We start from the raw sequence: 21,495 nt of genomic DNA, 5'->3' as shown, positions 1-21,495 counted from the left end.
TGACCACACCCCGCGGGTTTGGGACCAACCGCGGGCCTGGGGGGACGGGGCGCCGAGCACGCGCGGCGGCAAGCGCCGCGATGGGAGCGGCACGGATCGAAGGACTCGTAGAATGGCCGGATGCCTGCACCCGCAACGACCGCCTACGAACGCTTCCTGCCGTGGAAGCGCTGGTTCGAGATCGGCTTCTGGGTGCTCAACGCGGTGGTGGGGGCGACCTTCAGCAGCGTCACCGTGATCATGGACATCCACAAGGTCGGGCTGCACTTCGCCGACTGGGAGCCGGTGGTCTGGGAATGCTCGAGTCACCTGATGTGGCTGGCGATGGTCTGGCCGATCGCCTGGTTCACCCGCCGCTATCCATTCCACTGGAACACCTGGCGCAGGCAGCTGCCGCGGCATCTGTTGTTCAGCGTGGCGGTCTCGGTGACGCATGTGTCGGGCATGGTCGCCCTGCGCACGCTGGCCTACTGGTGGATGGGCGGTCACTACGACTTCGGCAACTGGCCCAAGGGCCTGTTCTACGAGTATCTCAAGGACGTGCGCGGCTACTTCTGGTGGGTGTTGCTGATCGAGCTCTATCGGCTGGCCATGCGCCGCCTGCAGGGCGAGGCCAGCCTGCTGGCCCCGCCGGACGAGGGCCAGCCGCTGGAGCCGGTGGACCGGCCCGAGCGGTTCCTGGTGCGCAAGCTCGGGCGCGACTTCCTGGTCGCCACCGATGAGGTCGAATGGGTCCGTGCGGCGGGCAACTACGTCAACCTGCGCGTGCGCGGCCACGACTACCCGCTGCGCAGCACGATGACCGAGATCGCCGCCAGACTGGACCCGGACCGCTTCGTGCGCATCCAGCGCAGCTACATCGTCAACCTGGCCCAGGTGGCCTCGATCGAACCCATCGATGGCGGCGAGGCCCGCATCCACCTGAAGGACGGCACCACGCTGCCGTGCAGCCGCACCTACCGCGCCGCGCTGCGCGAGAAGCTGGGCGTGGGCGAGGGCTGAGCAGCGGCACCGGCCCTGCGCGCCTGCACGTGCAGGGGGGTGGCTTTCAGCCCCAGTCTCAGCCGTGCCGCTTGCGTGCCGCCTCGAACGCGGCCAGCTGCTCGGCCGTGGCCTCGGGCTGGTGCCGGGCCTTCCATTCGGCGAAGGGCATGCCGTAGACCGCCTCGCGGGCCTGGTCCTTGGTCATCGGCGTGCCGGCGGCCTCGGCCGCCTCGCGGTACCAGTCCGACAGGCAGTTGCGGCAGAAGCCGGCCAGGATCATCAGGTCGATGTTCTGCACGTCCGGCCGCTCGACGTTGAGATGCTGCAGCAGGCGGCGGAAGGCGGCCGCTTCGAGGTGCGTGGTGTCGGTCATGGTGCCAATCGGGGACAATAGGGGGCCTGCACTCTATACCGCGCCTTCGATGACCGCTTCCGCCCCCGCCCGCATCCTCGATGGCCGTCGCATCGCCGAGGACCTCCTGGACCAGCTCAAGCAGCGGGTCGACGCGCGTGTGGCCGCCGGCCAGGGCGCGCCGGGCCTGGCCGTGGTGCTGGTGGGCGGCGACCCGGCCAGCACGGTCTACGTGCGCAACAAGCGCCGCGCGGCCGAGAAGGTCGGCATCGTCGCCCACGACTACGATCTGCCGGCCGGCACCACGGAAGGCCAGCTGCTGGCCCTGATCGACCAGCTCAACGCCGACCCGAAGATCCACGGCATCCTGGTGCAGCTGCCGCTGCCGGGCATTCCCGACGCGCGCCGGCTGATCCACCGCATCGACCCGCGCAAGGACGTGGACGGCTTCCACCCGGAGAACGTGGGCCACCTGGCCCTGCGCGAATTCGGCCTGCGCCCCTGCACCCCGCGCGGCATCGTCACCCTGCTGGGCCACACCGACCAGCCGGTGCGCGGGCGCAACGCCACCATCGTCGGCGTGTCCAACCACGTGGGCCGGCCGATGGCGCTGGAACTGCTGATCGCCGGCTGCACGGTGACCTGCTGCCACAAGTTCACCCCGGCCGATGTGCTCGAAGCTAGCGTGCGCAATGCCGACATCCTGGTGGTCGCGGTCGGCCGGCCGCAGCTGATCCCGGGCGAGTGGGTCAAGCCCGGCGCGGTGGTGATCGACGTGGGCATCAACCGCCTGGACGATGGCCGCCTCACCGGCGACGTCGGTTTCGAGGCCGCCGCCCAGCGCGCCAGCTGGATCACCCCGGTGCCCGGCGGCGTGGGCCCGATGACCGTGGCCACGCTGATGCAGAACACGATCGAGGCTGCTGATGCGGCGGGGATTGGGGATTCGGGATTCGGGATTGGCTAAAAGCAACGGCAAAGGGCATGCGTCGGCCGGTGCCCTTTACGTCGGAGATCGGACGGCAGCGGGACGCTTTGTTGTGGCCAATCCCCAATCCCGAATCCCCAATCCCCGCCCCAAATACGTTAAAATGTCGCGCTTCCCTAGAACCGGTTAGGTGAGCCGATGCTCCGCATCCTGGCTGAAGCACTGACGTACGACGACGTTTCCCTGGTCCCCGCGCACTCGACCGTCCTGCCCAAGGACGTGAACCTGGAAACGCGCCTGACCCGCGACCTCAAACTCAAGCTGCCGCTGCTGTCGGCGGCGATGGACACGGTGACCGAGCATCGCCTGGCCGTGACCATGGCCCAGCTGGGCGGCATCGGCATCATCCACAAGAACCTCACCGTCGAGGCCCAGGCCGCCGAAGTGGCCAAGGTCAAGACCTTCGAGGCCGGCGTGATCACCGAGCCGTTCACGGTCGGCCCGGACACCACCATCGCCGAGGTGCTCAAGCTCACCCGCGCGCGCAACATCTCCGGCGTGCCGGTGGTCGACGGCAACCAGTTGGTGGGCATCGTCACCAGCCGCGACATGCGCTTCGAGAAGAAGCTCGACGATCCGGTCCGCCACATCATGACCAAGAAGGATCGCCTGATCACCGTGCGCGAAGGCGCCAGCGACGAGGAAGTGCTCGAGCTGCTGCACAAGCACCGCATCGAGAAGGTGCTGGTGGTCAATGACGCCTTCGCCCTGCGCGGGCTGATCACGGTCAAGGACATCCAGAAGAAGTCCGACAGTCCCAACGCCGCCAAGGACCGCGACAGCCGCCTGCTGGTGGGCGCCGCGGTCGGCGTCGGCGGCGACACCGAGCAGCGCGTCGAGGCGCTGGCCGCCGCCGGCGTGGACGTGATCATCGTCGACACCGCGCACGGCCATTCGCAGGGCGTGCTGGATCGCGTGGCCTGGGTCAAGAAGACCTATCCGCAGCTGCAGGTGATCGGCGGCAACATCGTCACCGGCGACGCCGCGCTGGCGCTGATGGACGCCGGCGCCGATGCGGTCAAGGTCGGCGTGGGCCCGGGTTCGATCTGCACCACGCGCGTGGTGGCGGGCGTGGGCGTGCCGCAGATCACCGCGGTCAACATGGTTGCCGAGGCGCTGCAGGACCGCATCCCGCTGATCGCCGACGGCGGCATCCGCTACTCGGGCGACATCGGCAAGGCGCTGGCCGCCGGTGCCTCCACGGTGATGGCCGGTGGCCTGTTCGCCGGCACCGAGGAAGCCCCGGGCGAGGTCGAGCTGTTCCAGGGCCGCAGCTACAAGAGCTACCGCGGCATGGGCTCGCTGGGCGCGATGGAGAAGGGCTCCAAGGACCGCTACTTCCAGGACGCCTCCGACGCCGACAAGCTGGTGCCCGAAGGCATCGAAGGCCGCGTGCCGTACCGCGGCCCGCTGAGCGCGATCATCCACCAGCTGATCGGCGGCCTGCGCGCCACGATGGGCTACGTGGGCTGCGCGACCATCGAGGAGATGCGCACCAAGCCGCAGTTCGTGCACATCACCGGCGCCGGCCAGCGCGAGAGCCACGTCCACGACGTGCAGATCACCAAGGAACCGCCGAACTACCGCGCAGGCTGATGCCTGTGCGCGGGATTGGGGATTCGGGATTGGGGATTGGTAGTCACCCGCCGCGTCTTCATCGGCAGTGCGCATCGCCGCCATCCCGCTGTTGCGAATCCCTAATCCCGAATCCCCAATCCCGGCCCCGATGACCAACATCCACACCGACAAGATCCTGATCCTCGATTTCGGCGCGCAGTACACCCAGCTGATCGCCCGCCGCATCCGCGAGATCGGCGTGTACTGCGAGATCTGGGCCTGGGATCACGACCCGGCCGAGATCGCCGCGTTCCAGCCCAAGGGCATCATCCTCTCCGGTGGTCCGGAATCGACCACGCTGCCGGGCGCACCGGCCGCGCCGCAGGAAGTGTTCGACTCGGGCCTGCCGATCTTCGGCATCTGCTACGGCATGCAGACCCTGGCCGCGCAGCTGGGCGGGGCGACCGAAGCGGCCGACCAGCGCGAGTTCGGCCATGCCGAAGTCAACGTGATCCACGCCGATGCGCTGTTCAAGGGCCTGAGCGACCACGGCGGCGCGCCGCGCCTGAATGTCTGGATGAGCCATGGCGACCATGTGTCCGTCGCGCCGCCGGGCTTCACCATCACCGCCACCACCGACCGTATCCCGGTGGCCGCCATGGCCAACGAGGACAAGCGCTGGTACGGCGTCCAGTTCCATCCCGAGGTCACCCACACCCTGCAGGGCCAGACCCTGCTGCGCCGCTTCGTGGTCGACATCTGCGGCTGCCAGACCCTGTGGACCGCGGCCAACATCATCGAGGACCAGATCGCCCGCGTTCGCGCCCAGGTCGGCGAGGACGAGGTGATCCTGGGCCTGTCCGGCGGCGTGGATTCGTCGGTGGTCGCCGCGCTGTTGCACAAGGCGATCGGCGACAAGCTGACCTGCGTATTCGTCGACACCGGCCTGCTGCGCTGGCAGGAAGGCGACCAGGTGATGGCGATGTTCGCCGAGCACATGGGCGTCAAGGTCGTCCGGGTCAACGCCGCGCAGCGCTACTTCAAGGCGCTGGAAGGCGTCAGCGATCCGGAAGCCAAGCGCAAGATCATCGGCAACCTGTTCGTTGAGATCTTCGACGAGGAGTCCAACAAGCTCAGCAACGCCAAGTGGCTGGCCCAGGGCACCATCTACCCGGACGTGATCGAATCGGCCGGCAGCAAGACCGGCAAGGCCCACGTCATCAAGAGCCATCACAACGTCGGCGGGCTGCCCGAGCACATGAAGCTGGGCCTGGTCGAACCGCTACGCGAGCTGTTCAAGGACGAGGTGCGCCGCCTGGGCGTCGAGCTCGGCCTGCCGCGCACCATGGTCTACCGCCATCCGTTCCCCGGCCCCGGCCTGGGCGTGCGCATCCTGGGCGAGGTCAAGCCCGAGTACGCCGAACTGCTGGCCAAGGCCGATGCCATCTTCATCGACGAACTGCGCAAGGCCGATCTGTACGACAAGACCAGCCAGGCCTTCGCCGTGTTCCTGCCCGTCAAGTCGGTCGGCGTGGTCGGCGACGCCCGCGCCTACGAATGGGTCATCGCCCTGCGCGCGGTGGAGACCATCGACTTCATGACCGCGCACTGGGCGCACCTGCCGTACGACTTCCTCGGCACCGTCAGCAACCGCATCATCAACGAACTGCGCGGCGTCTCGCGCGTGGTCTACGACATCTCCGGCAAGCCGCCGGCGACGATCGAGTGGGAGTGAATTTACGTCCTTCGAGGACTATCGCCTGCTATCGAAAAACTGACGTAACGTGTTGATTTGGAAGCGAATGCGTCGCGGCATCTATCGGCGGCTATCGCCAGCCAGCAAAAAAATTTGACGATAAAAGTGGCGGTGCGAATCGAGGCCGGATTAAGACATTCTCGTTCACTATTCAGATTTTTACCGTCTTTGACGGTAAAAATCTTCTCGGGAAAGCTTGTTTTACGCGGCTTTCCGGTCATCAGCAGGTCTCCTGATCCCTGACGATAAGCGGCAGCCATGCCTGGGGGCGGATTTACTGCCCGTACAACGACGAGGAGTGCCGCTGCGGCGAGTTCTGCATCACGTCGGTATGGAGTACGCCGAAGAACCCCGGCAACCACGCTCGCGCCTTGCGGCGGGTCGTGGACAACTGCACCACGCATCGCAAGCAGCACGGATGCTGATGACGATGCCAAGGAGTAGCGCGATGGAATACACCTTCACTCTGAAATACCAGCTCATCGACGACGACCGCGACCCGGATGCACTGGTCGAGCGCCTGGGCGAAGCCGGCTGCGATGATGCCTTGGTCGGCATCGGCCAGCCGGGCAGGTTGGCGTTGGAGTTCACCCGAGAAGCGTCCGACGCCGGCGCTGCCATGCGCAGCGCGTTGGCCGATGTGCGCCGCGCTGCACCGTCGGCGCGGCTGATCGAAGTCGCGCCGGATCTGGTCGGTCTGACCGACGTGGCCGACATCGTGGGCGTGTCGCGGCAGAACATGCGCAAGCTGATGCTGGCCCATCCGGGCAGCTTCCCGGCGCCCGTGCATGAGGGCAGCGCATCGATATGGCACTTGGCCGACGTGCTGACCTGGTTGCAGGCAAGAGGCAGCTACTCGCTGGCGCAAACGATCCTGGATGTGGCGCGGGTGGCCTTGCAGGTCAACGTGGCGAAGGAGGGGCGGCGCTTGCCACGCTCGGCGTCCGAGGAACTGGAAGCCTTGGTCGGATAAGCGCCGTTCGCCGGTTTCATGCCTCACTCGAACCCGCCCGAACAGGGCGGGTTTTTCGTTGGTGAACATCCGGCTTCGAGACACGACCGCGAGGAGCTTGCTTGCGTTGTTCGATCCACGCTCCCACTTCGGCCAAGTCCCACACGACGCAGCGCGGTGTCAGGTTGAAGCGGCGCGGGAATTCGCCGCGGCGCTCCATTTCGTAGATGGTCGTTTCGGACAAGGGCACGATCTGCCGCAGTTCCTGACGGCGGATGGTGCGCCGGAAGGGAAGGGGGCTACCCTTCGGAAACTGCGGCAGTGCTTCGTAGGCTTCCGTTCCGGGAAAGGGGAGCGCATGGGATGATTGCGAGTGTTGTTCCACGTCAGACTCCATGAGTACGCGGCATGGAGACATGGTGCGATTCGGCACCTATCGGGACAACTTGTTGCAGCGTAGCAGGGCGGGGTTGATGTGGTCACGACCGACGCCGCTCGTTTGGCGTCGGTCGTTGCGTTGCTTATGCGCCATTCGGCGGCGCATTTAGATCGATTTGGGACGGATCGACAGGAGTTCTCGAATCAAAGTGCATCTGGATTGTTGCGATATCACCTTTCTTGACCTGACGATCCATCCAATCCAGTACGCCCCACTTAGGTTTGCCGTAACGCTCAGAATCAGGATGGCCGGGTACAGGAAAGGGATGTATCGAAATAGATTGCCCACTCATCGCCCCGTCTTGTTGCTCGGATGGCAGTGGAACTTGGAAAACTTCATTTCCATATCCAAGCACAATGAAGGCATAAGGGTAGCCCGCAATGTTCTGCTTGCGGCGCAAGATGCACACCGCGATAAGATCATTAGGCATAGGCCCCGGTTGAAAGGAATAGATAACCGGACACCGATCAAGGTACGGCTTGCTATGGTCTCTTTCCCTAACCCATGCCATAAGATTTCGAAAATTACCTATTTCCTCGTCCGGTAGCAAAGTCAGGCCGATTTTCATAAACGCCTTGAGAACTGCTACCGGCGTGTAGGCATCGCGCCCGAGCTTAAACGTGACTTGATTGTTTTCTTCATCGACCTCATAGATAGGGTCGTATTCATAAGCCCTGATATTGAGCTTGCTCTGATCGTATTCAATCCGCCAGCCTGGCTTGTCGCCTCCTTTCTTTAGTGTGGGCACTCCGCTTTTCCCTCGAATGCGAATAAGCGTTCGCATCGGTTTAGACCAGTTTCCTAGGTCGTTCTCTATTCCTTTGCCGAACTCTTCGTTGCAGTTGTCGCATTCGTAAGCGCTTTCGATGCTCTTGTTTCCCAGCAGCTCCGGAATCGCATGAGCGATCTTCTTGAAAGCTACTTCGGGTGCTTTTTTGCCGCAGAAGCGGCAGACGCGATTCGACATATCGCCCAACACCACTTTCTCGCCAGGGCGTAGAAACCACTGACCGATGATGTCGTAGTGCGTGGCGTAGAACTCGATGTTTTCTGCTTGCTCTTGCATTTTTTATTCCACATTTTACCTTTGGTCTAATTCTAAATCTTGGTGCCGCGTCGCCGCGCAGCGTACCGCATTCGACTTCACGGACGCGGCCTCGTGCCGAGGTGCGCTCACCCAGCATTGCCCCCTGACGCCTTCGGCCTCCATCGCTGCGGACGGGATTTCCGAGACAGTGTCTAGGAAATTCGTTTTTGTATGTTCGGTTCTCGTGGCTCTGCGCGCTCCGCTTGCCAACACCGTAATTGCGAAAGAGTAGGTCGGCTTTGCTGTTCCCTTCACCGTATCACGACGTTCTCGCCGTCAAGTGCTGCGCGTGCCTGCACGCTTGCGGCCTGGCGGCCGTCCTTGACCCCTGACGGCTTGCGCTGCGCCGTGCTGGCGACGGTTCCGGGCAATTCTGCCCGTGCAACCGGAGATCGCCATGAGCGCACTCATCACCGACGAACAACGCTTCCTGCTTCTGGCCAACGACCGCGAATCTTTGCAGAACCCGGACTTCGATCCAGCACCCGTGGTCAATCTGTTCACGCCGGAACCGGACGCCGGCGCGACCTGGCTGCTGACCGAGATCGGCCCGGACGATCACGACCATGCTTTCGGCTTGTGCGACCTAGGCCTAGGCGAACCCGAACTCGGCTGGGTCAGCTTGCAGGAACTGGAGACCGTGCGCGGACGCCTCGGCCTGCCGGTTGAGCGCGATTTGCACTTCCGCGCGGAGAAACGCCTGAGTGTCTACGCGCGATGCGCGCCGGGCTGGGCAGATCGTCGTTTAATCCAGCGCTGGGGCGTCGCCAGATGCCCCAGCCGCACATCCCGTTTGGGATGTGCGGCCTGGCGTCTCGTCAGCGGGGCCAGCCGTCGTAGCGCACGCCATCGAAGAAATTGGGGCCGACTTCGATGCGAAGCGAAGAATGACGTTGCAGGATCTTCTTCGCTACTTCCGGCGAGGCGGCATCCGTGAAGTCGATGAGGTAGCCGTAGACCATTTCACCGCTGTTTCCGTCCAGCGGCATAGCTTCCACATCGGCGAGATCGCCGACCTCGTGCAACTCCAGACTCAGCAACTCGGCGTAGGCTTCGGACACGCTGCGCACGGGCGGCTCGCCATCGTGATCGTCGTCCCCCCAGTTGGTGTCGAGCGATGCCTTGGTGACTTCGCAGTCCACCGATCCGTAGCACCGGCGGCCAGGACGCGCCACGCTGAGGGTGCCCTCCACATTCACGATGTGGCCCGAATAGGGGCGCTCCGTGTCGATGCCCAAGCCAACATGGCCGTCCAGGTCGATGTCCAGCGTGCTTCCGATGGGGATGGTGTTGGACTCGACCTCGAAGTCGAAATAGACCTCATCGATGCCGTCGTAGTTGGCACCGGCCATCTCGTTGTTCACGTCGCCATCTTCGATGACCACCTGATCCACATGCTCGCGCACGTAGGTGTCGAAGCTCGCGTAAGAGGCGTGGATATGGACATGAGGCGCTCGCGCCTTGAAGGCATCGTCGATCAACTCGCGGAGCTGGCTCGGCGCTGCCGCCGCGCCAAGTTCACCGGCACGCTGATTGAGCATGTCGTAGTCGAGTACGACATGGTGAACGTCATCCAGATGCGGGGGTTCCTGTGCTGCTCCCTGTGCCGCTTGGTAGGCGGCAAGGCTCTTGTAGCCCAGTGCGGCGACGACAAGTTGTTGCGCGTGTCCAAGTCGTACGGGGACACCCGCAGAGGCGCTGTTCTTGCGAACAGAATAGGCAAGGTCGGAAATGCCGATCAACATACGATTCTCCTGATTCAGCGCAGGCCAATCGAGCGATTACTTGGCCGACGCCCAGGCGATATCGCATGGTGGTGGCAAGAAAGAAGGTCGTGCAAAAAACTCGGTCTTGATTGAGCCGCTCGAAGCTCAGGCGGACGAGGCCTTGCCTCCATTGTCCGCAAAAAATCGGCTACGGGCAAGTAGCTGGAATAGTCAGGCGGGCGTCCCCGGCCGGGCCGCGCGCTCGTGCTCCGCATTGAACCTCGCCGCGCGAGTTTCGCCCCCTCCGGGCTTCCATCGCTGACGCCTACGGCCCGGATTCCTCGATCCGGGCCTGCGCGCTTCGCTTGCGTGCGGTCGGCACACAGGGATGGCCGTTGCCTTGTCCGGCCGTCTCCCCTGACTTCATCACCTTGTCCGCGACTGTAGCCCGCGGCCGTGTGCCGTCAAGGCGCGCAGGGCCGTGTCCTCGGCTGCGCCTGCGGGCCGCGCCAACCCTGCGCTTGCCTCCTTGACGGCCCCCGTCCGCGCGCTCCTGACCGTCGCGGGCGATGAACTCAGGAAAGACGGTGGCAACAGGGCCAACCGGGTTCTTCGTGCCGACCGCACAGAACCGCCGAAAGGCGGGCTCCGAATCTAGGAATCCGGTGTGCGGCTTGAACAGCCAACCCTTTTCGTCAGGAGAAAGACCATGCAACTCGCTTCCCGTCTCGCTTCGCGCTCGCCGGTACTGCGTTCGGAATATCCCTTGTCCGACGATCAAATCCGCGCCGTAGCGCCTTCCATCTTCGCGGATGCCCCGCACGAAAGCCGTTCCGAGCGGTACAGCTACGTCCCCACCGCCACGGTGCTGCAAGAACTGCGCGGCGAAGGCTTCGAGCCTTTCATGGTGTGCCAGACCCGCGTGCGGCAGGACGACCGCCGCGACTACACCAAGCACATGATCCGGCTGCGCCATGCCAGCCAGATCAATGGCCGCGAAGCCAACGAAATCATGCTGCTGAACTCCCATGACGGGACGAGCAGCTATCAGATGCTCGCCGGCATGTTCCGATTCGTGTGCAGCAATGGCCTTGTCTGCGGCGACACCGTGGCGGACGTGCGCGTGCCCTACAAGGGCGACGTAGCCGGACACGTCATCGAAGGTGCTTACGAAGTCTTGCACGGCTTCGACCGGGCGCAGGCATCCCGCGATGCCATGCAAGCCATCACGCTGGACGTCGGGGAATCGGAAGTGTTCGCCCGCCCGCGCTCGCGTTGAAGTACGACGAGGACACGCCCGCGCCTGTCACGGAATCGCAAATCCTGATGCCGCGCCGCCACGACGACAGCCGCCGCGACCTGTGGAGCGTGTTCAACCGCACGCAGGAAAACCTCATCGAAGGTGGCCTGTCCGCCCGCGCCGCGAACGGCCGCCGCCAGACCACGCCCGCCGGTGCAGGGCATCGACAACGGCATCCGTCTCAATCGCAACCTGTGGCTGCTGGCCGACGGCCTGCGCCAGTTGAAAGCCTGATTCCCCACGCGGCAGGGGCAGGCAACAGCCCTTGCCGCTTCTCTCGCTGCTGCATCCCTAACCGCAAGGAGTTATCACCATGAACGCCGTTACCAAAACCGAAGCTATCGCCCTTGAAACTGCCGCGCCGCTGGAAGTGGCCGACCCGACCAAGAACCTGATTCTGGTTCCGCTGTCGCAACTGTTGCCGCGCCGCTCCAAGCGCAACGTCCGCACGCCCCCGCGCCAGTCCATCCCCGAACTGGCCGCGAGCATCGCCCGCGTCGGCCTGCTGCAAAACGGTCGTTTTGCACCGCCGGTTAGTGGCAGTTGCGAAAGAAATCGGGATCGTCCAATGGCTGGTGAGTGCCAGCCATACAGGTACAGTTGCTATGGCAAGCGTAATTGCTTTGACATAGCATTTTCAGGCGGTTTGGGCTCGACACCGTTGCTCAGAGGCTGCTGAGCACCATGTTCCGTCCTCATCGACGATGGGTAACACTAGCCATCAACGAGATCTGCGTATGACAGAGTTCGCCGTCAACACGATTGCCTGTGTCGGGTGGGGCTCCCTTGTCTGGAATCCGCGCGACTTACCCTGTAATGGAGGCTGGCATAACGACGGCCCCTTGTTGCCGGTCGAATTCGCGCGCGAGTCCGGCGCGAAGAAAAATCAGCGAGGGGATAAAATTACGCTGGTCATCTGTCCCAACAGTACGCGTGTGCGGACCTACTGGGTCATGCTTGATGTGCCAGACCTCATAGTTGCAAGAAAATGTTTGGCTGCACGTGAAGGCATCCCCAAGAACTGGGAAACCGACATCGGCTTTGCCGACTGCGTTAGTGGTCAAACTCATGGTTTGGAAGCCGACACAATCTCTGCTTGGGCCGGTGCCAACGGTCTAACCGGTGTCGTCTGGACGAACCTGCCATGTAAGTTCAACGGCCAGCACTTGATGCCTAGCGAAGTTGAAGTCATTGCTTTCCTTCGAGCTCTGGATGGTACCAAGCGTGTGGATGCTGAGCGCTATGTCCGCAATACGCCGCGCCAGATTGAAACCGCCTATAGGTCCGCTATCGAACAGAGTCTCGGGTGGTTCAATTGTGGGTAGCATATGCGCGTCCCAAAGGCAAAGACTGGTGGGGAACTAGTGATACGAAAAATCAAGATTCGGGGCTACCGAATTCACAAGGATCTGACGGTCGAGCCGAACCAGGGGTTTAACCTCATCGTCGGAGCCAATGAGTCCGGAAAATCAACGCTCATGGAGGCCGTCGCGCTTGCGCTCACCGGACGTATCAATGGCCGCAGTGTCGCCGAAGAGCTGAACCCTCATTGGTTCAACACGGCCGTTGTGCATGAGTTCATTGAGAAAAGAGCCGGCGGTATTCCGGTCAGCTTTCCGGAGATATTGGTCGAGCTGACTTTCGCGGATTTGCCGGAACTGCAGGCACTGTGTGGGGCCATCAACACGCATGTCCCGACAACTGCTTGTCCGGGCGTGACAATGCGGATTTCCGCAAATCCGGACTACGGGCCAGAGTTGGAGGAGTGGGCAAGGTCGCCGACGACTCTTCTACCAGTTGAGTATTACCGCTGTGACTGGCGGTCGTTCGCAGACAAGGAATTGACGATACGGCCGAAGGTCCTAGCCACGGCTGTCATCAATTCGCACACGGTTCGAACGTCCACCGGCATCGACTATCACTTGCGTCAAATCCTAGGGGATCAACTGGAGCCCGCGGAGAGGGCTCAGATATCCCTTGAATACCGCCGCGTGAAAGCCTCAATGTCGAAGACGGCGTTGAGTGCCGTCAACACAAGGATGAGCTCTGTGCACGCCACTTTGCATAGTCGGCCCATCGCGCTCGCCATGGATCAAAGCGCAAGGACATCTTGGGAGGGTGTTGTAACTCCTCACGTTGATGACGTGCCGCTTCAGCATGTCCGGCCAGGGACAGCAGTCGGCGATCAAGATTTCCCTCGCAATGAACCGCCACGCCGGACGCGCTAAGTTCGTCATGGTCGAAGAGCCCGAGAACCATCTGACGCACACAAGTCTGGTCACTCTCCTTTCGAGAATCGAATCGCTTGCAGGTGACCAGCAGCAACTGTTCGTCACTACCCATAGCTCTTTCGTGCTGAACCGCTTGGGGCTTGATGCCCTTCTTTTGATGGGCAAGGATGTCGCGGCCAAACTCTCGGTGCTTGATCCGGAAACGGTTAGCTACTTCAAGAGACTCCCTGGATATGACACGTTGCGTATTGTTCTCGCGAACAAAATTGTGTTGGTCGAGGGGCCATCGGACGAGATCGTCTTTGAAAGAGTCTTCCAAGACACGTACGGAAAGCGGCCGATGGAGTGCGGCATCGACGTGCTAAGCATGCGTGGACTTTCGCTGGCGCGAGGTTTGGAACTGTGTGCAGCCCTCAACAAGCCGATAGCTGCGCTTCGTGATAACGATGGCATTGATCCTGCCGAACTTCGCAGCTCGGTAGACGTATGGCTGAAGACGGGCGAACGAGAACTCTTCATTGGTGGGACTGCCCACGGCGAGACATTGGAGCCTCAGTTGATTCACCATAGCGGCGAGGCACTCCTCCGCGAAATTCTCAACGTTGCCCCTCACGCGGACCTGCTGAGGTGGATGACGCGGGAGAAGACGGAGGCGGCACTTCGGATAGGAGTGTCCGCCAAGAAGATCGTTCCCCCGGCTTACATACTCGAAGCGGTCAAGTTTGCCCATGGGTAACCAATTGACGCTCGCCGTCGCCGGCTCTCGGAAAACTCAAGGTATCGTGGAGCACTGCGCTTTTGCGCCACGTGAGCGCCGAGTGTTAGTCCTGACATATACCCAGGCGAATCAAGAGGAACTGGTCAGTCGATTGAAGCGGTATGCAGGCGACCACCACCACGTCGAGGTAATGGGTTGGTTCGCGTTTCTGTTGCGACATTTCGCGAGGCCATTCCTTCCGTTTAAATTCCATGGGTGTCGCGTTCTAGGCTTCAACTTCGACGGACGCCCCCATCGCATGGCAAAGGGCATCGGTCGATTTCTGGACAGTAGCGGCGCCGCATATGGGTGTGAGCTCGGCCGACTTGCCTACGAACTCGTTGAAGAAAGCAAGGGAGCGCTCTTGAAGAGGCTAGAGTGCATCTACCATGAAATCCTGATCGATGAAGTGCAAGATCTCAGCGCCTACGATTGGGAAATCATCGACGTGCTGCTGCGCTCGTCGATAGAGATTCGCATGGTCGGTGATATCCGGCAGTCCGTTCTGGCGACAAATCCGCGCAGCTCCAAGAACTCAAAGTACTCGTATGCCGGAGCCATCAAGTGGGCGCGAGAGCGCCATGCGGAAGGGATACTCGAAATCGTGGAAAGCGTGACGACCTGGCGATGTCATCCCGTCGTCGCGAAGTTCTCTGACAGCATCTTCGATCCCTCCTGGGAGTTTCCAGAAACCCAATCCGAGAATGAAACGGTGACAGACCACGATGGCGTGTTTCTGCTCGCAACAAAACACGTCACCGAGTACGTCCATTCATTTCAACCCCAATGCCTGCGGTATAACGTACTTTCAGGCAGAGCATTTGACCTTGACTACTTGAACTTCAAGGTGTCAAAGGGTATGACATATGAAAGAGTGCTGATTGTACCGACTGGGCCAATCGCCAAGTTCATTGCGGCCGGCGTCCATTTAGAAGCAAATGCCGCTTCTAGTTTCTACGTCGCCGTGACCCGAGCAAGACAGAGCGTCGCAATCGTTATAGACAGACCAGGGAAGTCCACTTTGCCTTATTGGAGTCCCGCGCCGCTATCCTAGATGGCTGATCTTCTCTTTGGTCCTCGAAAAAAAACCAACTCGGGTTGCACCTAGCTTTTGAGTCCGGCGACTCTATGCAAAGTTGCAAGTTGACTCGTTCGATACGGAAGCGTACTGGGTCGCGACATCTTTCCTCATGAGACGTGCGTAGACTGTTCGCTATTTTTTCCACAGATAGAACCCAAGAAAATCCATGACCGACCGCGTTGATATTCTCCTCTATGTAGCACTGAGCGAAGAGGCTGAATCGGTGCTTGAAGTATTAGGCGACCAATTCCGGCCTAAGGAACTCAAGGATGCCAACCTCACTGTTTTTTTTGGCACTGTCTGCGGGCCCATTCCAGGCCGAGATTTCAACGTGGCGATGGTTGCCGCCGGAAAGATGGGGAACACTCACTCCGCTACGGTCGTATCACTTTTGATCGAGAAATTTAAGCCCGCGGACGTAGTTGTAGTTGGGATCGCCGGATCACTCGCTAACGACATGGAGCCGGGCGACGTTTTTATCCCAGACGGAATCAACGAGTACCTAGCTAATTCGGCCGCCCATGGCGAAGACGGTGACTGGACGTTTCGAATCTCGGGAAATCACTTTTTGACTTCACGGCGGCTACTTAACCGCTTCCAAAATTTTGCATATACCCGCACATCGCAATATCAGACCTGGCTGAACAGAACACGTGAACTGAGGTCCGCGCTAATCTCAAAAACGATCGAAACGGCGCTTGTGAACGCTGGTCTGGAAATGCGAGGAGTGTGTAAGCTCTATGCGGGCGATGATCTCAAGCTCGCCAGCGGCCCAGCCGTGGGTAAGGGTAAGGCTTTCATGGAGTGGATCAAACGGGACGTCGACCGCAAGGTGGCGGCGATGGAGATGGAGACAGCGGGTGTTTATGATGCAGCATTGGTCCAAGCTCCCGCACCAAGAACCATTGCGATCCGCGGTATCTCAGACTATGCCGACGCGCGCAAGGAGAATATTGAGGCAACTGCCTCGGGCATGTTCCGAGCGTTATCTGCCAAGAATGCTATTGCGCTATTCGTATGTGCGGTAAAAGCTGGACTGTTTGAAGTCGAGGATTTTAGTGCGGAAAACTCCAGTGGATCCTCACATCCTGACCGCGTGGATTCGCGGGCCACGATGGTCTTTGTCATTGGGGGAGAAACGGGCGAGACTGCAGATATCGACGCTGAACTGCCTCGACTTCATAGCGCGTCTATAAAGCTAGGAGGCGCATTGGCACGGGCTGGTGCTCAGCTTGTCGTCTGTAGTCCATTTCCCGACTCTGCCGACTATTACGCTGCAATGGGCTATGCCGGTGCTGAGGCTGGCGGCGTCATTCATTTCCACAGTCCAAATCATCCAAGGGTCGAGGAAAAGCGGCAGCTTTTTCGGAAGACGTTCGGACAACCTAATTTGACGATCCAGGATTGGAACTATCCAGTGCCTGAGGCGGACGAACAAGCTTCTTGGTCCCAGGCTTGGCTCCTTGCGCAGCTTCAGGCTCTCGAAAAGGCCGATGTCGTTTTAGCCCTCGGTGGCAAGGCGTCAAAGTCCGCAAGCACACTACTTCATCTGGCTGAGGCGAAGGGCTTGCCGATCATTCCTTTTGCTTTCTTGGGCGGGGCGGCAGGCCGTACTTTCCAGCGCCGAAACTGGGCGCAATGCAATCCCGGGTTTGATGCATCTATTTTGAAGAGTGAAGGCAGCGTCGGGCAGGCGGTGCGAATCGCCAATCACTTGGTACTTGATCGCGTCAGGCGGTCTAAGGCGGGCGGCGACCGACCCAAGACCATGTTCATCAGCGTTTCGAGGCAAGACGGTGCCATGGGCGCAGCTTTGGGCGACGTGCTGAAGAGTCATGGCATTGAGGTGGTGTTGGGCGAAAGCGAGATCGTACCTGACCAACTGATCCCAGTAACGATAGAGCAGGCGCTCCGCCGCTGCGACGTCGTTGCGGTCCTCTGGAGTCGATCCTATGCGCTGAGCCCCTGGTGCTACGATGAACTTGCCCTCGCGCTCAACCTTGAAGCACTTGGAGAGATGAAGATCTGGTTGTTCAATTTAGACGATTCATCCATCGTGCCGAGCCAGGCGCGGAAGTTGCCGGCCATTTCGGCGCGGAGCGAGGAGGGACTCCGAAACGCTGTAAAGGACCTACTGTCGTAGTCTCCCTTTGCTGCAGTAGAGGATCGCCGACGGCCGTAATCGTACGACCCAGCAAAACGTTGCAAGCAAAACGCAAGGTACCTCCGCCGGTGAGGCGGCCGATGTACATGACCTACTCACCTTAGGCAATAGTTTCGATGTAGCGTTTGCGGGAGGGGCAGTTGCTAGCGTTGGCCCAAGCGTCATGGCCAACTTGGGTGGCACAGAGCTGACACAACGCCTGGAGTCTTTGAGCCGATGCAGACGATCTTGTGGGGTATTCCCGGCGCTCCCTGGCCCCTGGCCAAGTGCCGGCGTGAGACGTCGTCGGAGGTTCGTAGAGGCCAAAGACCGATCGATGACACCGTTGCCAACTTATTCAAGAGTCGAACTACATGGGTGAGATCGATATTCCCCGCGCCGAACAGGAGGCTCTGGGGGCGGTCGAGTGTGATGTGCTGAATCAGCTCATCCACTAGTGCGTTAGAGAGGAACGGCTCTCCGCCTTGCGACCGCTTAGACTCGACAACTGCGGACTCTACGGCGCCTCTAGCGCTCGTGCGTTTGAAAAGGCGCTGGATGCGTACGGTAGAGCGAAAGCCGAAAAGAAGCGTGCCGAGACGAAGCACGATGCTGTTTCTGCTGGCATGGATCTGGTACACGCGGTGCAGCAAATGAAGGAGCGGATGGCTATGGAAGAAGAGGAGGAGCAACGCTTCTACGTCGACGACTCGATAACACCGCCTAATCGATTTGGCGAAAGATTGTCTGCGCGAGTGGGCTATCAATGGCGACCTTCGATTGCCGCCCCGTGGCTCTGCGGCGACATCACCATTTTTCACGATGTCGATATGCGGCCCGATTACACCCTGCCGCCGCCGAAGCGTAAGCCGAGCGCTGCCAGACAAGCGCAGGAGCGGCAGGACGCGCTATATCGCGAATGGGAGCACCTCAAGAGCCTGGCGCTCTATTCCGTCAGAGATTTTTTCAAGGATGGTGGCAATGGTGCCGACATTCCGAAAGTATTCCAGGCGAAACCGGATACATACACGCGGGGGTTGAATAATTTCAGTGCTAAGTTCTGGCTATGAGGAATGGAGGTTATGAGGAGGCGTCGTTGTCTCACCGAACAGCTGTCAAGAGGGCAGCCAAAGCGGGACAGTGATGTGGCTGAATCGCGGTGAGCTGTTGGGTATAATTTTCCACGATTGACTTCGAAGCCGAGAACGTCGCTGCCCCGCAAATCGCTCCATCTCCCGCGTCAGAGAAAGGTCAGCGCTTCTGACGGTAAAAGCGACGGTAACGGCGCATGTCGATCATCGAAAATCCCCTTAACTACGCGGGCTTGCGAGACCTATTGATGATCGAGTGGGAGATCGCGCGTCATTCCTGCGATCAGGATGTCGATGCCGGCGAGGAAGTCGGCGCGATCGTCATGGGCACTGAGTTGCGAGCCGACGCTTTGGGCGAACGGATAACTTGCCGGATCGAGCGCTGACCAGCTTCCCGCCAGCGCCGCCAGTGCCTCGGTTCTGTCCAGGGCGAGCGCGCGTGCGGCTTGCGCGTTGGCAGCGTTCTGGACGCCCACGCCGACGATGTAATTGAACACCGCCATCGCCGAGGCCCATTCCTTGTCAGGCGGGACGCCGAGGGCACGGACATGTTGGCCCACGGTGTCGAAGACGCGCACGAGTGGGGATTGCCCCGGCATCCGGGTCAGCGCCGCTCCCACCCAGGGATGCGCGTCGAACGCGTCGAACATCCCCAGGGCGAATGCCCTGATCGAGCTTCGCGGATCCTCGGCGGACACGCTCTCGCGGTGCACCTGGGCGATGACCGCATCCGAGGCGGCGACCATCAGATCGCTCTTGTCGGAGATGTGGCCGTAGATCGCGCCTGAGCCGGTCGCCAGCTGCGCGGCGAGCGACTTGAAGGTGAGGCCCGCCTCACCATTGCGATCGAGCAGGTCGATGGCGGCTGCCACGATCTGCTCACGTGAAAGCGCGGTGTCGCGTCTCCGAACCTTCCGCTTTGTCTGCTTCATGCCGCATCGTTGCATTTTTGGAACGGCATTCCAAGTTGACAGGGATGGAATGGCATTCCATTGTATTGGAACGACATTCCATATGTGGGTAAGGAGGATCGGTGGCCATCTTTGTGACCGGCGCAGCCGGCTTTATCGGGGGCGCTGTCGCGGCCCGACTTGTGGCTAATGGGTATCAGGTGCGTGGGCTGGTCCGGGACGAGGCGAGGGCGGAGCAGCTTGCGCGCAGGGGCATCGTGCCGGTGCTCGGCCATCTGGACGATCGTGACCTCATCATCCGCGAGGCGTACGCTTCCGAGGGTGTCGTCAACGCGGCCGACAGCGATCACCGAGGGGCGGCGATGGCCCTCATCGAGGGGCTGTCCGGGTCGGGCAAGCCGCTGTTGCAGACCAGCGGAACCGGTTTGTACGCGCAGGACACGCGTGGCGAAGCGTCCGAGCAGACCTATGACGACGACGCGCCGCTGCCTTCCGAGCTGGAGTTCGGCGATCGCGCCAGCATCGATCAGCACGTCCTGGGCGCCGCCGCGCGCGGCATCCGGTCCGTCGTGCTGTGCAACAGTTGCATTTACTGCTGGGGCGCAGGCCTGCACCGGGAAAGCATCATGGTGCCGTGGCTGAAGCGGCAAGCGCAGGAGGATGGCGCCGCACGTTTCATCGGGAGCGGCGCCAACGTCTGGTCGAACGTCCATATCGACGACCTGGTCGACCTCTACCTGCTCGCATTGGACCAGGCGCCGGCTGGCAGTCGCTATCTGGTGGAGAACGGCCAGAGCACCTTCGCTGACCTGGCCCAGGCCATCGCCGATCGTCTCGGCCTCGGTCAGGCGCAGTCCTGGTCGGTCGAAGAGGCGGCCGCGCATGTCGATGAGACCTATGCCTTCATCTTCGGCTCGCACTGTCGGGTGCGGGCAACGCGCGCGCGCTCCGAACTGCGGTGGCAACCCAAGGTCGGCGCGATGCTCGACTGGATTCGGCAGGAGGGTTGAATGGCGCAGCGTCCACACCAGCGTTCCATCGCCATCATCGGCGCGGGGCTCGGAGGGCTCACGCTTGCCCGGGTCCTGCATCTCCATGGAATTCACGCGACGATCTACGAAGGCGAGCTGTCGGACGACGTGAGGCCGCAGGGCGGCCAGCTCGATATCCACGAACACAATGGCCAACGGGCGCTCGAAGCCGCGGGCCTGCTCGAGGAATTCCGCGGCATCATCCATAGGGGAGGGCAAGCCTCGCGGGTGCTAGACAAGGACGGCAGGGTTCTTCTCGACGAGCCCGATGATGGCCAGGGCACGCGGCCGGAGGTGCAACGAGGCGATCTGCGCCGCATCCTGCTCGATTCCCTGCCTTCCGAGCTGATCCGCTGGGGGTATCGTCTCTCGAGCGCGGCGCCGATCGGCGGTGGGCGGCACCGGCTCCATTTCGCCAATGGATCGAGCATCGACACCGATCTGCTCGTAGGCGCCGATGGCGCATGGTCGAAGGTTCGGCCGCTCCTTTCGACCGCAACGCCAAGCTATACCGGGACGACCTTTCTGGAGACCTACCTCCACGATGTCGAGACCCGACATCAGGCGGCGGCCGCCGCGGTGGGTGCCGGCGCCTTGTTCGCGCCGGCGCCAGGCAAGGGCATCTTCGCGCATCGCGAGGCCAACGCGATGCTCCATGCCTATGTCGCGTTGAACCGACCGGAGGATTGGCTGCGCGAGTCCGACGTCGGGGACAGATTCCTCGCTGAATTCAGCGACTGGGCGCCCGCGCTGACATCGCTCATCACCGACAGCGATACCACGCCGATCCTGCGTCCGATCCATACGCTGCCGATCGACCATCGTTGGGACCCTGTGCCGGGCGTGACACTGCTCGGCGACGCGGCCCACCTGATGTCGCCGTTCGCCGGCGAGGGCGCCAATCTTGCGATGTTCGATGGCGCTGAACTGGGCCAGGCCATCGTGACCCATCCGGACGACATGGAGGCCGGGCTGCGCCTGTATGAGTCGGCGTTGTTTCCCAGGAGCGCGACCGCCGCCGCGGAGGCCGCGCGCAATCTGAGGGTGATGTTCGACGACGCCGCACCGCAGAGCCTGCTCGATCTCTTCGCGGGTGATGCGTCCGCGAGGTGACCGAGGGCCGGAGATG

The 21,495-nt window shown here is 61.6% G+C and carries 18 protein-coding genes and 4 pseudogenes; 17 read left to right on the top strand and 5 right to left on the bottom strand.

Annotated elements, in window-relative coordinates; all coding sequences use genetic code 11:
• Window positions 1–120 precede the first annotated feature (120 nt).
• Window positions 121–1,002: a LytTR family DNA-binding domain-containing protein gene (locus tag QE438_RS05565; RefSeq protein ID WP_306991907.1), complete on the top strand. Its 882-nt coding sequence runs from the start codon at window positions 121–123 to the stop codon at window positions 1,000–1,002.
• A gap of 58 nt (window positions 1,003–1,060) precedes the next feature.
• Here QE438_RS05565 and QE438_RS05560 read toward each other — a convergent pair whose 3' ends face one another.
• A complete protein-coding gene (locus QE438_RS05560; RefSeq protein ID WP_130533134.1) occupies window positions 1,061–1,357 on the bottom strand; it encodes a DUF1244 domain-containing protein in 297 nt (98 codons plus the stop codon).
• A 49-nt stretch (window positions 1,358–1,406) separates the two neighbouring features.
• On the opposite strand from QE438_RS05560, the gene folD reads away from it, so the two are divergent.
• The 5 genes and pseudogenes from folD (at window position 1,407) to QE438_RS05535 (ending at window position 6,610) form a co-directional block, all read left to right on the top strand.
• On the top strand, window positions 1,407–2,303 hold the full coding sequence (gene folD, locus QE438_RS05555) for a bifunctional methylenetetrahydrofolate dehydrogenase/methenyltetrahydrofolate cyclohydrolase FolD (RefSeq protein ID WP_286574505.1): 897 nt from the start codon (window positions 1,407–1,409) through the stop codon (window positions 2,301–2,303).
• Window positions 2,304–2,462: 159 nt separating this feature from the next.
• On the top strand, window positions 2,463–3,920 hold the full coding sequence (gene guaB, locus QE438_RS05550; protein ID WP_130518363.1) for an IMP dehydrogenase: 1,458 nt from the start codon (window positions 2,463–2,465) through the stop codon (window positions 3,918–3,920).
• Between the two features lie 130 nt (window positions 3,921–4,050).
• Window positions 4,051–5,616, top strand: coding sequence for a glutamine-hydrolyzing GMP synthase (gene guaA / locus QE438_RS05545; protein ID WP_306991911.1), 1,566 nt, complete (start codon window positions 4,051–4,053; stop codon window positions 5,614–5,616).
• A gap of 272 nt (window positions 5,617–5,888) precedes the next feature.
• Window positions 5,889–6,081 (top strand): annotated as a pseudogene (locus QE438_RS05540) (hypothetical protein); the annotation flags it as partial.
• A 4-nt stretch (window positions 6,082–6,085) separates the two neighbouring features.
• Window positions 6,086–6,610, top strand: coding sequence for a DNA-binding protein (locus QE438_RS05535; RefSeq protein WP_306991913.1), 525 nt, complete (start codon window positions 6,086–6,088; stop codon window positions 6,608–6,610).
• Between the two features lie 16 nt (window positions 6,611–6,626).
• Here the strand turns inward: QE438_RS05535 and QE438_RS05530 are convergent, their stop codons facing one another.
• On the bottom strand, window positions 6,627–6,986 hold the full coding sequence (locus QE438_RS05530; protein ID WP_306991914.1) for an AlpA family phage regulatory protein: 360 nt from the start codon (window positions 6,984–6,986) through the stop codon (window positions 6,627–6,629).
• Between the two features lie 124 nt (window positions 6,987–7,110).
• Entirely contained in the window at window positions 7,111–8,094 is a 984-nt protein-coding gene (locus tag QE438_RS05525; RefSeq protein WP_306991916.1) for an HNH endonuclease, read from the bottom strand.
• Between the two features lie 418 nt (window positions 8,095–8,512).
• Here QE438_RS05525 and QE438_RS05520 point away from each other — a divergent pair.
• A pseudogene (locus QE438_RS05520) lies at window positions 8,513–8,833 on the top strand (DUF2958 domain-containing protein); the annotation flags it as partial.
• Between the two features lie 100 nt (window positions 8,834–8,933).
• Here QE438_RS05520 and QE438_RS05515 read toward each other — a convergent pair.
• Entirely contained in the window at window positions 8,934–9,860 is a 927-nt protein-coding gene (locus QE438_RS05515) for a hypothetical protein (RefSeq protein ID WP_306991918.1), read from the bottom strand.
• Between the two features lie 670 nt (window positions 9,861–10,530).
• Here QE438_RS05515 and QE438_RS05510 point away from each other — a divergent pair.
• From QE438_RS05510 to QE438_RS05475, 8 genes and pseudogenes are all read left to right on the top strand, one after another.
• A pseudogene (locus QE438_RS05510) lies at window positions 10,531–11,355 on the top strand (DUF932 domain-containing protein).
• A 79-nt stretch (window positions 11,356–11,434) separates the two neighbouring features.
• A pseudogene (locus tag QE438_RS05505) lies at window positions 11,435–11,635 on the top strand (hypothetical protein); the annotation flags it as partial.
• 223 nt (window positions 11,636–11,858) lie between these two features.
• A complete protein-coding gene (locus tag QE438_RS05500) occupies window positions 11,859–12,446 on the top strand; it encodes a hypothetical protein (RefSeq protein WP_306991920.1) in 588 nt (195 codons plus the stop codon).
• 39 nt (window positions 12,447–12,485) lie between these two features.
• The gene (locus tag QE438_RS05495) at window positions 12,486–13,349 is read left to right on the top strand and encodes an AAA family ATPase (protein WP_309732637.1); all 864 of its coding nucleotides are present in this window, start codon (window positions 12,486–12,488) and stop codon (window positions 13,347–13,349) included.
• Window positions 13,324–14,088 carry a TOPRIM nucleotidyl transferase/hydrolase domain-containing protein gene (locus QE438_RS05490; protein WP_309732633.1) on the top strand — a complete coding sequence of 255 codons (765 nt, stop codon included), beginning with the start codon at window positions 13,324–13,326 and terminating at the stop codon, window positions 14,086–14,088. Before QE438_RS05495 ends, QE438_RS05490 begins: the two co-directional genes overlap by 26 nt.
• Entirely contained in the window at window positions 14,081–15,163 is a 1,083-nt protein-coding gene (locus tag QE438_RS05485) for a UvrD-helicase domain-containing protein (RefSeq protein ID WP_306991924.1), read from the top strand. The genes QE438_RS05490 and QE438_RS05485 overlap by 8 nt, the downstream gene beginning before the upstream one ends.
• Window positions 15,164–15,356: 193 nt before the next feature.
• Entirely contained in the window at window positions 15,357–17,333 is a 1,977-nt protein-coding gene (locus QE438_RS05480) for a TIR domain-containing protein (protein ID WP_306991926.1), read from the top strand.
• A 485-nt stretch (window positions 17,334–17,818) separates the two neighbouring features.
• Window positions 17,819–18,403 carry a hypothetical protein gene (locus tag QE438_RS05475; protein WP_309732630.1) on the top strand — a complete coding sequence of 195 codons (585 nt, stop codon included), beginning with the start codon at window positions 17,819–17,821 and terminating at the stop codon, window positions 18,401–18,403.
• 263 nt (window positions 18,404–18,666) lie between these two features.
• On the opposite strand, the gene QE438_RS05470 is transcribed toward QE438_RS05475, so the two are convergent.
• A complete protein-coding gene (locus tag QE438_RS05470) occupies window positions 18,667–19,356 on the bottom strand; it encodes a TetR/AcrR family transcriptional regulator C-terminal domain-containing protein (RefSeq protein ID WP_306991929.1) in 690 nt (229 codons plus the stop codon).
• Between the two features lie 101 nt (window positions 19,357–19,457).
• Here QE438_RS05470 and QE438_RS05465 point away from each other — a divergent pair, with 101 nt between their 5' ends.
• Together QE438_RS05465 and QE438_RS05460 are read left to right on the top strand one after the other, a co-directional pair.
• Window positions 19,458–20,345 carry an NAD-dependent epimerase/dehydratase family protein gene (locus QE438_RS05465; RefSeq protein ID WP_306991932.1) on the top strand — a complete coding sequence of 296 codons (888 nt, stop codon included), beginning with the start codon at window positions 19,458–19,460 and terminating at the stop codon, window positions 20,343–20,345.
• A complete protein-coding gene (locus tag QE438_RS05460) occupies window positions 20,346–21,479 on the top strand; it encodes an NAD(P)/FAD-dependent oxidoreductase (protein WP_306991934.1) in 1,134 nt (377 codons plus the stop codon).
• Window positions 21,480–21,495 lie beyond the last annotated feature (16 nt).

It is taken from the genome of Pseudoxanthomonas sp. SORGH_AS_0997 (genome assembly GCF_031453535.1).
GTDB lineage: Bacteria > Pseudomonadota > Gammaproteobacteria > Xanthomonadales > Xanthomonadaceae > Pseudoxanthomonas_A > Pseudoxanthomonas_A winnipegensis.
Note: the sequence above shows the minus strand (reverse complement) of the source record. Positions and strands in the feature narration are given on the sequence as shown.